This is a genomic window from Rossellomorea sedimentorum, from assembly GCF_046237645.1.
Taxonomy (GTDB): Bacteria; Bacillota; Bacilli; order Bacillales; family Bacillaceae_B; genus Rossellomorea; species Rossellomorea sedimentorum.
In genome coordinates this window covers 1,105,635-1,118,431 of the sequence record NZ_CP143546.1, presented here as the reverse complement: position 1 = coordinate 1,118,431, position 12,797 = coordinate 1,105,635, and the positions used below count along the sequence as shown (strand labels likewise).

The window sequence follows — 12,797 nt, the reverse complement described above, 5'->3', positions numbered from 1 at the left end:
AAAGCCCTTGTCTCCAAGGGAAAAATCCGGCTCTTTGGATTTTTCAGAGAGCAACATTATATACGAAAACAGCGTTTTATAAAGTCTAAATTCTTCCTTCACTTGACCTTTTCTTTTTTGTTTACTAGGATAATTTTTGTGAATTATCGCTATATCTAATTAACTTTATAGTAAATAGCAACAAAGTTTTAGAAAAGAGACTTTATGGAAGAAATCCATCACGATAAAAAAATCCCTCCCATTGTTTATACGAATGGAAGGGAGTATAGCTTCATTGCTCCGTGTCATATTCCTGCAGCATGATCAGCCTTTCAAGCATTGTCGGATGTCCGTATCGGAAGATCTTAACCAGCAGAGGAGGATTGACCTGGCTCAAACCTACTCTGGATAACTCCTGGAAGGAAGAAATGGCGGCGTCCTTGTCACCCGTCATTTCAATCGCATATCGATCGGCACGCGTTTCTTCATACCGGGATATTAAATTTGAGAAAGGACTGATGGTAAACATCATCATGGACGTGATCAATAAGAAAAGCGGCAGGGAACTCAAGCTCGAGACTTTGTCTACCTTAATGTTATCACCATGGTTACTAACGAAATAATTCATGAGTCTTGCCGCAATCCATAATCCGAAAAAAGAGAAAGCAAGATACAAACCAATTCCGATGTAAATATGCTTTTCAACATAATGGGCCATTTCATGAGCCATCACAAACAGGATCTCTTTTTCTGATAGCTTGTTGATGGTCGTATCCCAGAGGACAATCCTGGAGTTGGCTCCCACTCCGGTAACATAGGCGTTAAGTGCGTTTGTCTTAGAAGACATATCCACTTCATACACATGTTCAGCCGGGATATTTGCCTGGTCAGCGAGAGAAAGGATCTTTTCTTCCAAGGCTTTATCCTTCAAAGTAGTAAAGTCATTATACAAAGGGTCGATTAAAACCGGCTGGATAAACATCATGAAGACGGTGAAGGGAACGGACAAAGCCCACGCAGCCAGCCACCATCTCTTTGGAAATTTCCTGATCAGCCAGTAAAGAACTGTAATGATGATGAACATCGTCAAATAATTGACCCAGAAGTCTGTCAATTCATCCTTCATCCATTGCGAGAAATTCTGTGTTGATATATCATACGCTTTCGATATTCTATAGGATATATATTGAAAAGGAAAAATAACCAAATTGGACAGCAGCGAAAGCCAGAATAGATAGATCGCTGTTTGAAGAACACTAAACTTGGATGTGGCCTGAGACCACCGTTCAAATGCACTCGATACACCGAGTATCAAAATCAGGAAGTAAAACAGCCATTCATACGGGGTAGAAAGAAAAAACAATAAATTTTTTATTTTTGAATATTCTTCACTCAGCATCAGTTCCCTGCCGTTCATAAATGTTTCCGGATCGGCACTGCTTCCTTTATAGACATCAGGTAAAGTTGAATCCGCCAAAAAGTATAGATACGCGTAAAAGAATACTCCTAAAAGCAAATAGAGCAGCACGGCTCTGAAAGCCCACTTTCGCAATACTCATTCCTCCCTTCGTTCCTCTTTACTATATGTAATAATATGTCCCAATAAATAGAACAAGCAGTTTATAAATACAGGTTGGACTTTTCTGTTTTTAGTTTACCACTATAAACAGAACCTATCAGAAACAAAAACAAATGTGAAAGCGTCTTGATTAGGCGAAGTGGCTGGCTGCGTTCCAATGGTAGCCAGACTTAATAACACAGGTAGATGTTATCCACTAAAGGTGTATTTGTGAATTTCTAGTCAAAAAAAAGAGAAGAACCAAAGATTCTTCCCTAAATGAAAAATAGCGAGTATACAGAAAGCACCGCAATGGCTCCCAGCACCACGACAATCACGTTGGCTCCCAAATAGGCGAGCAGGAAGGCAGCGGCAGCCCCGACAGCCCCGAACCAGATATCTCCCTCTTGAATCAACAGGATTTTTGGAAAAATCAATGCTCCCAATACCGCAAAAGGGACATTTTTCAAGACGCCCTGTAAAAAGGGAGGAAGCTCTTTTCCTTGAAACATGATGAGCGGGACCAGTCTGGGAATGTAGGTTACAACGGCCATTCCGATAATCATGATCAGAATTGTTTCATTCACTGAGCGTCTCCCCTTTCTTCTTGCTCGCCACAAATTCCACAAGGACAGCGGAAATAAGGGTGGCAATCATGATGGCCCAGCCTTCTGAGATGCTTGTTGTAAAAAGAAAAACACTGTTTAATGCAGCGGCAGTCCCGGCCAGATAGACCACTTTGATGCTTCTTTTCATGGATGGAACGAGCAGGCCGACGAACATCGCGTACAAAGCGACCCCCATGCTTACCTGAAGGAACTGAGGAAGAATCTGCCCAATAATATATCCCAGTCCCGAATTCACGACCCAGCTTGCATAAGAAATGAGAATGACTCCAAACGCAAAGGATGTCCTCACTTTCCCGTCCTTCACGGAGATGACTGTGAAGGTCTCGTCGGTTATTCCGAAAGAATAAATCGCTTTTACCCAGCCCTTTTCTTTTTCAAGCTTTTCGTTCAGGGAGGCAGACATAAGAAAATGACGGATATTTACGATAAATGTTGTCAGGATGATCTCAAATGCGCCCGTTCCGATGGCAATCAAACTCAGTGATATATATTGCGCTGCCCCTGCAAATACAAGCAGACTCATCAGCACGGTTTCATACAGTGTCAGACCAGTTGTCCGCGCAAGCAGCCCGAATGTCAGGGCAACCGGAAAGTAGCCGACAGCAATACTGACTCCCGCCTGCAATCCGACCCGAAACTCACCGCCAGTTTTTCTAGTATTGATCAATGCTTCCACTTTCACTCCCACCCCGTCTATGTAAAATATATCAATCTCCGAAATAAATAATTTCATTATATTATAGCGAGGAAGATTTTAGTATACAAGAATAATTGTTAATGATTTCAAATTATTTTTCCTATGTCACAGTCAGAAGCTGCCATAGGAGGACAAAGGAGCAGGCGTATGTTAGCCCAGTTGAGGGCCTGGTGAGACGGGGACTACATGTGAGAGGCTTTTTTTTAGGAATCTGTTCACGCCAACCTCATGAGTCTATTTACTTTGAATTCCCTAAATGACGATGACCTAATAAATCCCTTTAGGCTCTTTGCTTTGAGCTCAGACGGATATTGCTTCTTGAGCCCGCTTGCCTTGGAATCCAGATTTTATTTCTAAACCTTTCATAAGACCAATTTTTCTCCCTTTTCCGCCTTAGATGGTCTTTTCAAGAGACACAGTTAATATCTGAAAAGTACGGCAAACGCTTATGAGACTACTATGCCATGAAACTAGTACTTCGATAAGAACTCGATTCAGTTCAAGGGGGGAAACTGGACAACCCGCAGTCCACTACTACCTCGATTCCGCCTCTCCACCAATAACCGCAGCCTTCACTACCGCAAAATATTCTCTGATCATATAATTGATTTTTATAAAGAATCCAGATTCGCCGCCTAATCCGCTGCACTCTAGGCCAAGTTTTTCTCCCATCAATTTTGCGCGGAATACATGATAATCACTGGTGATGATTAAGATACGCTCATTTTCGGCTCCTTTTTCCTCAAGGATGCGCTTTGAATTCCGAAGATTTTCATATGTCGTCGTCGATTGATTTTCCTCTGTGATGCGCTCGGGCGATATCCCGTGAGTCACGAGATACCGGGCCATTGCTGTTGATTCAGGGATATCTTCCCCCTCTCCCTGGCCGCCGGACACTATTACGGGAATTTGAGGATTTTCACGGAGATACTCCACCCCGGCCTCCAGTCTTGTCTCAAGAGTCTGGGAGAGTTCCTCTCCTTTCAGACCGGCTCCGAGGATCACAACAGTGTTAATGTCTTCTGGGGGGGCGCTGCCCATTTCCGAAAGAAGCAGCAGTTGCACCGCTGAGAAGGACAACAGAAATAAGGCATATCCTATTAAAAGTGCTTTGTGAATATGCCGCCATAAGCTATTTTCACCATCCCGGGAGTAGTATAAAAATGATGCCAAAAGCAGATTCGCTAAAATAAATACAATTCCAAATGTCACCCCAAAAAGTGCGCTGAAAGTCAAAAAAATTAAAGTTGCTGCCAGACAAATAATTAAAAATGGTTTACGTTTCATAAGATACCTCTTCAAAGTAAAATCAACTTCATTTTACCATTAATTAAACCTATATATGTCTGATTTACCGGTCAAATTACTTAAAATATATAATTCTAGGAATAACTGTAGATACCTCACTGGTCTGAATGGTAAAATGGACCCAGCATAAATATCTTACATAAATTGGATGGTGTTCTATGGAAGAGATTTCAAGTATACACAAATGTGAAAGCTGCCAGAGGATCCTGCCATGGGTGTACCCCCTCTCCCCGCTAGTCGACTCACCTTCATTCGCTGTCTTTAGTTTGACTACCGGCCCTCAACAGGTAGATCTTGTAGAAAAATTGAATGATTCAGCTTACAAGTTTCGTTTATTTTGCAATTTGTGCGGATACACCAATATTTTCACCCATGAAATGGAAGAAGAAGCATATCGATAAGGATATGCTTCTTTACGTTTACGTCTCTTATTTACCCTTGAACTGAGGTTTACGTTTCTCACTGAAGGCAACCAGCGCTTCCACCCGGTCCTCGGTGGGAATCGTGATTTCATATGCCTTTCTTTCAATTTGCAGTCCTGTCTGCAAGTCCGTATTCATGCCGTTTTTAATGGCGAACTTCGCCTGCTGCAAGGCAATCGGTCCATTCGCCAGCATATCGTTGGCAAATGCCAAAACGTCCTCCATGAATGACTCTTCAGAAGCCACTTTGGTCACCATGCCGACCTGGAGTGCTTCTTCTGATTTGAGCCTTTTGGCTGTCAGGATAAGCTCCATTGCCTTGGATTCCCCAATTAAGCGAGGAAGACGCTGTGTGCCCCCGGCTCCAGGAATAATCGCCAGACTGGTCTCCGTCAACCCCATAGTCGTACCGCTTACAGCAATCCTGAAGTCACAGGCCAGGGCAAGCTCCATGCCGCCCCCAAATGCATAACCGTTCATTGCTGCAATAGTGGGCTGCGGAAGAGTGGAAACAGAATTGAACACGTCCCCTATTTTGTTTACATTTCTCCTCACTTGCTGTTCCGTCAATGTTTTTCTTTCCTTGAGATCAGCCCCGACACTGAACGCTTTTTCCCCTGCCCCTGTAAATACGACTACCCGGATATCCGGGTTGATCCTGATCGATTCAACGACGCTTTCCAGTTCTGTCAAAGTGTCATAGTTAAAGGCATTCATCGCTTCAGGCCTGTTGATCGTTACAATTCCAAGATGCTCCCGCTGTTCCAGCAAAATTGTTTCCATATGTATCCCCCTTTGTTCATACTAAGTAAACCGCTTCCATTATCTCTTTCGACAAAAGCTGTAAAAAACCTTTTAACATTGCTGATTCAAAAGGTGGCATGATTTCTGCAGCAAGAACCTGACTCCGCAGGGCGGGCTGTACCCCTCTTCGCTTGCATATAAACCTGTGCCCATCACTCAGTCACCTCAAAATGAAAGCAGAAAAACCTAAAAACTCATAAAAGAGCTCATTTCCGAAAGCGGGTGCTGACGGAAACAAGCCCTGTTCATCAAGATTGTACGACTTGTTGTTTTAATGCCCTTCTCAGAATTTTTCCTGTCGTATTCTTAGGCAGCTCTTCCAAAAATTCGATGGAACTTGGAAGCTTGTACTTAGCCAGATGCTCACTGGAATAAGCGATAAGCTCTTGCTCCGTCAAAGCGCTGTTCTTTTTCACGACAAAGCACTTTACCGCTTCCCCCATCTCAAGATCTGGAACGCCGATGACAGCCACTTCCACTACCTCGGGATGACTGTATAATACTTCTTCCACTTCACGTGGATACACATTATAGCCTCCGACGATAATCATATCTTTCTTTCTGTCGACGATCGTAAAGTATCCTTCTTCATCCACTTTGGCCAAGTCGCCGGTATAAAGCCAGCCGTCACGGATTGCCGCATCGGTTTCTTCAGGCATCTTATAATAGCCTTTCATGACATTGGGACCTTTGACAATCAGTTCTCCCACTTCTCCGACAGGCACTTCTTCTCCAAGCTCATTGACCACTTTGTTTTCCACATTGACGATGGAAGTACCGATAGAGCCTGCTTTCCTCGGACGGTCAAGCGGGTTGAAACAAGTAACAGGTGATGCCTCGGACAGGCCATACCCTTCAGAGATCACCACGTTAAATTTCTTCTCAAAGTTTTTAAGAAGTGCTACTGGAAGGGAAGCCCCTCCTGAAATACACAGCCTTAAAGTCGAGAAATCTTCAGGGTTTCCTTCCTCATACTGATAAAGGAAATTGTACATGGTTGGTACTCCTGCAAAAACTGTCGGTTCATATTCTTTTGCCAGTGTAAAGATATCCTGCGGACTGAACTTCGGTGCAATCAGCAATGTGGCACCGCTTATCAATGGCGCATTCAGGGCTACCGTCAAACAGAACACATGGAACATCGGCAGAGTGGTGATGACTCTGTCATCTTCATTCATTTTCAAGTATTCCCCTGTATCCCTGGCGTTTGAATAAAGATTTTTGTGCGACAGCATCGCTCCCTTTGGCTTGCCTGTTGTTCCTGAAGTATAAAGAATTACTGCTGTATCTTCCTCATTCAATTCAGGCCCCATGAAAGTAACATCCCCGCAACCCACCACCTGTGAAAACGATTTCAATTTAGGAGATGCTGAAAGTTGTTCAGGCTGAATCCCTTTTGCTCTTTCATCCCCTGTTTCACAATAGATGAAGTGCTGCACCTCCGGCAGATGATGGTGCATCTTTTCAACCAGCGGCAACAGAATATCCAGTGTCACCACGGCTTTTACATCCCCATTTTTCATGATGTATCCTATTTCATCCGGTGTGTAAATTGGATTGATTGGAATGACCGTAGCGCCCACCCTCATAGCACCGTACAAAGCAATGATGAAATGAGGTGAGTTTCCTAGCACAAGTGCAATATGATCCCCTTTGCCAAGGCCAAGCTTTTCAAGCCCGCTGGCAAACTTGTTAACGGCTCCATTCAATTCTCCATATGTACTGGACTGCCCCATAAAATAATACGCAGGCTTCATTGCATGGACCTTTGCCGACTCTTGTAAACGTGCTGAAAGATTCATGTTCTCCCTCCCCTTTTTCAGAAACATGAATGAATAGTCATTCATTTAAAAATTAAAAGTTTTCAAAATATATTTTATATAAAGAAAACATTTTATTCAAGGGCTGTAGTTTTAATACATGAAAAAATTATCGAATTACGGTATATCAATCCAGGGCCTATTGTCACCCTCCCCCGTGATTTCCTTCTTAAAGGGTACCTTTCTCTCCTATTCGTTACCCTTCAGGGGGATTTCTCCTCCTCTGGGGGTACAGTTCTTCCCTATTCTTGCCCCTTCCACCTGGTTTCTACCTCTCTAAGGGTACGTTTCTCTCCTATTCGTTACCCTTCAACCTGATTTCCACCTCTCTAGGGGGACGGTTCTTCCCTATTCGTGCCTCTTCAACCTAATTTCCCCCTCTCTAGGGGGACGTTTCAACTCTATTCGTACCCCTTCAACCTAATTTCCACCTCTCTAGGCGGACGTTTCTTCTTCACAACAAAAAAGCGTATGGACATGATCAGCCCATACGCTTAACAAAGCATGCATTTATCTGTTTAGAAGAAATTCTTAACTACCTGTTCTTCACGTCCGCAGACGGTGCACTTATATTGAATTTCCAGTGCATCCTCGACGGCATTATGAATTGTTTCTTTCTTATCATTTTCGCAATATCGTTTGACTTGAGCTTTTTCCATTTGAATTCATCACCACTTTCTTCAAATCTGCTCTCTACCTATGTTTTATCCATAAGCATACCGAATTAACCTGTTTTGAAGAAAAAATCCTCCGGTGAAATGGAATGCCTGCCTGTCTTTAGTAGATTAAATTAACGATATCTTCTTTCGTGACATTGCCAAAGTAGTGCTGAATCTCTACTCCTTCAAGCGCATGCTCCACTTCAGCTTTTTCATATTTCAAACCGGTCAGTTTGTCTTCAATTTCACTGACATCTCCCACACCGAAGAAGTCACCAAATATCTTGCAGTTTTCAATGACCCCTTTATTGACTTCAAGCCGGATATCAATGGAGCCGACAGGAAAACGATGTGAATGCTGCAGGTTGAACTTTGGAGACTTCCCATAGTTCCAGTTCCAGTTTTGATACCTTTCTTTCGACAGTTCGTTGATGTTCTTCCAGTCTTCTACAGTAAGCACGTATTCTTCCACTTCGTTCTCATCAAAGATATAGCGGAGAAGCATTGAGCGGAACTCCTCTATCGACATCTTCTCTTCAAGGAATTCAGAGATGTTGGCTACACGGCTGCGAATAGACTTGATCCCCTTCGATTCAATCTTGTCTTTTCTGACTTTCAGTGCAGAGACAACATTTTCAATTTCTGAATCAAACAACAGGGTACCATGACTGAACATTCTTCCTTTGGTTGAAAACTGTGCATTTCCGGAAATTTTACGGCCTTCTGCTTCGATATCATTTCTTCCGCTTAATTCCGCATTCACTCCTAATTTTTTCAACGCCTTGATGACCGGCTCGGTGAATTTTTTGAAGTTATGGAAGCTTTCTCCGTCGTCTTTAGTGATGAAGCTGAAGTTAAGGTTCCCGAGGTCATGATACACTGCCCCGCCGCCGGACAAACGGCGGACGACATGGAGGTTTTGAGCTTCGACGTACTCTGTATTGATTTCTTCGATCGTGTTCTGATTTTTCCCGATGATGATGGATGGTTCATTGATATAGAACAGCAGATAGTCTTCATTGATATCCAGGTTTTTCAAAGCGTACTCTTCGATTGCGAGATTGATCCGCGGATCGGTAATGCCTTTATTATCGATGAATTTCATGGGTTAAGTCCTCCTTGAATTCTATTATATATTTAGTTCCAAGTCTTTTTCGGCCAGAATAATTTCTCCTTTAAAAATTCCGCCGGCTTCCTGTACAAGTTTATTCAAGTCGCCGAAATGAGGAAGATGTGTCAACACAAGCCTTTTTACACCTGCAGCTTTTGCAGTCCTGCCGCTGTCAAGGCTGTTCATATGACCTGCTCCGCTTCCATCCATGTCACCATAAAAGTTACATTCACAAAGAAAGATGTCAGCATCCTTTGCAAATGGAATAAAAGAATCCTGGTAGGCTGAGTCAGCAGTATAGACGAGAGTTTTGCCGCCAGCTTCAATTCTCATGGCATAGCATGGTACAGAGTGCTTAGTTTTTAGAAACGTAATGGTGAAAGGGCCGACACTCAAAGTTTTATCCGGGTTATATGCTGTACCTTTCATTAAATCTCCATATGTAAGTGACTCAAAGCCCTGCTTATCTTCGTTGTGGGCATAAAAAGGAAGTGTTTTATTATATTTGCCAAGGTACTTCTGGATTAACAGAGCATGCTGAAGGACACCGATATCTGCGGTGTGATCAGGATGATAATGAGACAGAATCGCAGCATCCAATTCATATGCTTCGATATGTTCCTGCAAGAAGGACAATACACCACTGCCACAGTCGATAAGCAGCTTAAATCCCTGCTCTTCCAGCAAATACCCGGAACTTGCTTCATTTTTCTTCGGATAGCCGCCCCAGTGTCCGATTACAGTCAGTTTCAAAGAAATTTCTCCTTTCCGCATCTTTGTCTGAGAATGATTTTCATTCATATATCCACTATACTTCAATACGCCTATTTTTTCATTATTTTAAGATTTAGATACAAAAGGATTGACGAAATACAATCTGTTATAATACAATATAGAAAATAAATAAATCAGTTATATAACAATTGGGGTATACTAAAAGCGGAGGGTGATCAACATGTTAACAAATGTGGTGGAATTTTTCAGAAACTTACCTAAGAAGCAATGTGTACAATGCGGAGAGCATATCGAAGAGCAGCATGAATGCTACGGCAACCATTGCGATAACTGTATGACCAATCACGAACTGTAAACACAATAAAAAGCTGAAGCGGCCTATCCGCTTCAGCTTTAGTTGTGTTTTTTCTTAATCGTTTTCTCCAGCCAAGTAGAAGCTGCTTCTTCATCCGTCCAGATCAAACAACAAACCATACGTTTTTTATTTTATCATCACAGACTTCGTACATTGCTACAGCATAGACTTCTTTGCCGTTTGCCCTGCCTGTTACATACTCATGATCGATCGCAATATTTCCTTTTGTCATGCGGTTAAGCAGCTCTGCATGATTTTTCGGATTCTCTTCGAACATCCGCGTATAACGCTCTCTCATCTCACCGATTCCCTTGTACATCACTTTGTTCGACGGAAACTCCATTACTGTTACATCTTCACTGTAACAGTCAAGAAAAGCCTCTATATCTTGCGCATTATAAGCATCCAGCTGCTTTTGGGCAAGGTGTTTTGACTGATCACCCACTATGATCCCTCCTGACATTTTAATTGACTTTTCTTCAGGTGTGCGACTACAAACAACCATTTGTAAAAACATCCAGAAGAGTTAATGTAAAAAGTAACAATCTTCTAGATCGGCCTTTTAAGTATATAATACTTTCGCCTTCCAATAGGCCCATGCTTTTCTATATTCATTAAAATCCTGAGGATGATGCCTCAGGCAAGTCGCGAGCCTGATATACAGGATGATCAAGACTTCCCTATATAGCTCAACATCAGTCAAGCTGCTTTTGAACTCTAAAAGTCCCCAGCAATATAAAATCGTCTCTGCCGATAAATCTTCCGGTGAGGAACAAAAGGCATACAGCAAATCATAAAGAGGCGGGCCGATGACAGGCGCAGGGTCGATAATACCGGACAATTCACCATTCTCAATCAAAAAGTTATGAACTCCACAATCACCATGAAGCAAATAGGCTGTATTACTTCCATTCAAAGATGATTCTTTCATCAGTTTTCCTATCAGCTCATCATCGCTTTCTTTCAAGTGCCCTGCCAGAGTTTGCTTGGCTTCCTCCACCCTGTTTAAAATAAAATCCTCCCATGTTGGTACAGGTTCATCGACCCATCCCCACCCCTTCAGGCAGTCAGTTTCTTTATACCGATTAATAAAGCCCTTTACAACAGTCTCGAGAATAAAACGCTTGTTATCAAGGCGATGGGCTGTTTCTCCCTTTACGTAAGGATAGACCAGATATTGATCATCCGGATCTTTGTACAAAAGCTCTGGTAAGATTCCTGTCCCTTCGTAAAACTTAAGGAAAGAAGCTTCCGACTCGATTACTTCAGGAACATTGGCTTTAATGACATAACGTGGAGACCCTTCAATTCCTAATAAATATAATTCACTGACGGTACCGCCCTGCAGCCTCCTTAACACTTCTGTTCCTTGAGGAAGAACTTTTTTGGCGATCAATTCTTTTGTTTTTTGTACAGCATTCACTCCCTGATTCCCCCCCCTGGATATAATCTATTTCCGTCAACCTTGGAACTCTTAATTAGTCACACTTACTCTGATTTTCAGAATAAAAGATGTGTGTGTCAACAGTTTCATAGAAAAAGACCGCCGCAAAAATACGACAGCCTTTTCCAACTAGATCCTATATGAAAATTAAAAGTAAAGATTTATTTCGAAACCGTGCAGCCAATTCAACACTTTCACCTGGAATTTTCTGTAAAATTCATTTCTTTTGTTTTCTTAATTTATCTCTATCCAGTGTTTGAGGCGGCTTTTCAAACCACCCATTCCTGATCATGATCTTTGCCCCTTCATCTGCATATTTGCCTAAATTCATTAGTAACGACTCATACATTAACACAATGTCTTTTCTCATTGTGGCTGCAAGAGCCATGCCATAATCGCCCATTCCAATCGAATTCAACCCTGAGATTTGGAACATCATGAGCTTGTCCGAAAAGGGGCTTACTACTGAAGAAGTAATGGTAGAATCCCAGGTAGAGGGATAGGAGTTGTCATCTTCTTTTAGGCAGGAGATAAATTTTTCATTATGTTTCCGGGAGGAATCGTATCCTTTTTTAAAATAATTTGCCACCGTTTTTGATTGTGCTACCTGGCTGAAACCCAGCAGGAGCGTTTTCGCCACATTAGACACCTCAATATTCGTGCCGAGGTGGGCAACCTCCATCGCAAGCAAAGGACGTTTCTTCCCAAACACACCTCCCATAAAATCGGTTTGATTCACAAACTCCACTCGTTCAGGATAAGCCATATAGGGTGAACGGATAAAGACACCTTTCTCCAGCATGATTTCGCTGGCCATATCAAATAATTTGTCTGACTGCTGAAGCCACTTAGTATACAACTCGCGAACATCCTTACGCGCCATCACGCCCTTTGCAAGAGAATAGGCATTCAACCCGCTTCTTCCAACGTGATGAATGTATCTCAAATAAGTGACATCAGAAAATAGTTTTGGGGCTTCTGAATTGACATCATTCTTCCCAAAGCCATTCGGCACCGGCAGATTCTCCTTAATGAACAAATCCCGGATAACTTCGATATGTTCTTTGGCGATTTCGGATGCATATTTAATAACCGGATCAATGCTCTTATCTTCGGTGGTTTTTAAAAAATGATGCAATATACAGTATGCCATCGTGTCAGCCATATACGTATTCCACAGCATAGCAATTTCAGCAGATGTAAGATCGGTTTGATGCGTTGTTTCCATAGGTCACCTCGTCGGTACTCTTATTCCTCTATATTATGACCTTGAATT

Annotated in this window: 13 protein-coding genes; 1 reads left to right on the top strand and 12 read right to left on the bottom strand. The window is 42.4% G+C overall.

What is annotated here, in order from left to right; translation table 11 throughout:
* Positions 1-271: 271 nt before the first annotated feature.
* From V1502_RS05525 to V1502_RS05485, 9 genes are all read right to left on the bottom strand, one after another.
* Positions 272-1,531 carry a M48 family metallopeptidase gene (locus V1502_RS05525; RefSeq protein ID WP_409253375.1) on the bottom strand — a complete coding sequence of 420 codons (1,260 nt, stop codon included), beginning with the start codon at positions 1,529-1,531 and terminating at the stop codon, positions 272-274.
* 281 nt (positions 1,532-1,812) lie between these two features.
* Positions 1,813-2,103 (bottom strand): AzlD domain-containing protein, encoded by a 291-nt coding sequence (locus V1502_RS05520; RefSeq protein ID WP_409254285.1) that lies wholly within the window; start codon positions 2,101-2,103, stop codon positions 1,813-1,815.
* A 13-nt stretch (positions 2,104-2,116) separates the two neighbouring features.
* Positions 2,117-2,842: an AzlC family ABC transporter permease gene (locus V1502_RS05515; protein ID WP_409253374.1), complete on the bottom strand. Its 726-nt coding sequence runs from the start codon at positions 2,840-2,842 to the stop codon at positions 2,117-2,119.
* 555 nt (positions 2,843-3,397) lie between these two features.
* A complete protein-coding gene (locus V1502_RS05510) occupies positions 3,398-4,150 on the bottom strand; it encodes a YdcF family protein (RefSeq protein ID WP_409253373.1) in 753 nt (250 codons plus the stop codon).
* A 449-nt stretch (positions 4,151-4,599) separates the two neighbouring features.
* A complete protein-coding gene (locus V1502_RS05505) occupies positions 4,600-5,376 on the bottom strand; it encodes an enoyl-CoA hydratase-related protein (RefSeq protein ID WP_409253372.1) in 777 nt (258 codons plus the stop codon).
* A 269-nt stretch (positions 5,377-5,645) separates the two neighbouring features.
* Positions 5,646-7,199, bottom strand: coding sequence for a fatty acid--CoA ligase family protein (locus V1502_RS05500; protein ID WP_409253371.1), 1,554 nt, complete (start codon positions 7,197-7,199; stop codon positions 5,646-5,648).
* A 536-nt stretch (positions 7,200-7,735) separates the two neighbouring features.
* Positions 7,736-7,876, bottom strand: a complete 141-nt coding sequence (locus tag V1502_RS05495; RefSeq protein ID WP_409253370.1) for a hypothetical protein — start codon at positions 7,874-7,876, stop codon at positions 7,736-7,738.
* 118 nt (positions 7,877-7,994) lie between these two features.
* A complete protein-coding gene (locus tag V1502_RS05490; RefSeq protein WP_409253369.1) occupies positions 7,995-8,981 on the bottom strand; it encodes a lipoate--protein ligase in 987 nt (328 codons plus the stop codon).
* A 24-nt stretch (positions 8,982-9,005) separates the two neighbouring features.
* Positions 9,006-9,740: an MBL fold metallo-hydrolase gene (locus V1502_RS05485; protein ID WP_409253368.1), complete on the bottom strand. Its 735-nt coding sequence runs from the start codon at positions 9,738-9,740 to the stop codon at positions 9,006-9,008.
* Between the two features lie 202 nt (positions 9,741-9,942).
* Here V1502_RS05485 and yhfH point away from each other — a divergent pair, with 202 nt between their 5' ends.
* Positions 9,943-10,077 (top strand): protein YhfH, encoded by a 135-nt coding sequence (gene yhfH, locus V1502_RS05480; RefSeq protein WP_409253367.1) that lies wholly within the window; start codon positions 9,943-9,945, stop codon positions 10,075-10,077.
* Positions 10,078-10,180: 103 nt separating this feature from the next.
* On the opposite strand, the gene V1502_RS05475 is transcribed toward yhfH, so the two are convergent.
* The 3 genes from V1502_RS05475 to V1502_RS05465 form a co-directional block, all read right to left on the bottom strand.
* Positions 10,181-10,522, bottom strand: a complete 342-nt coding sequence (locus V1502_RS05475; RefSeq protein ID WP_409253366.1) for a nuclear transport factor 2 family protein — start codon at positions 10,520-10,522, stop codon at positions 10,181-10,183.
* A gap of 117 nt (positions 10,523-10,639) precedes the next feature.
* On the bottom strand, positions 10,640-11,500 hold the full coding sequence (locus V1502_RS05470; protein ID WP_409253365.1) for an aminoglycoside phosphotransferase family protein: 861 nt from the start codon (positions 11,498-11,500) through the stop codon (positions 10,640-10,642).
* A 238-nt stretch (positions 11,501-11,738) separates the two neighbouring features.
* Positions 11,739-12,749 carry a DUF3231 family protein gene (locus V1502_RS05465; protein ID WP_409253364.1) on the bottom strand — a complete coding sequence of 337 codons (1,011 nt, stop codon included), beginning with the start codon at positions 12,747-12,749 and terminating at the stop codon, positions 11,739-11,741.
* Positions 12,750-12,797 lie beyond the last annotated feature (48 nt).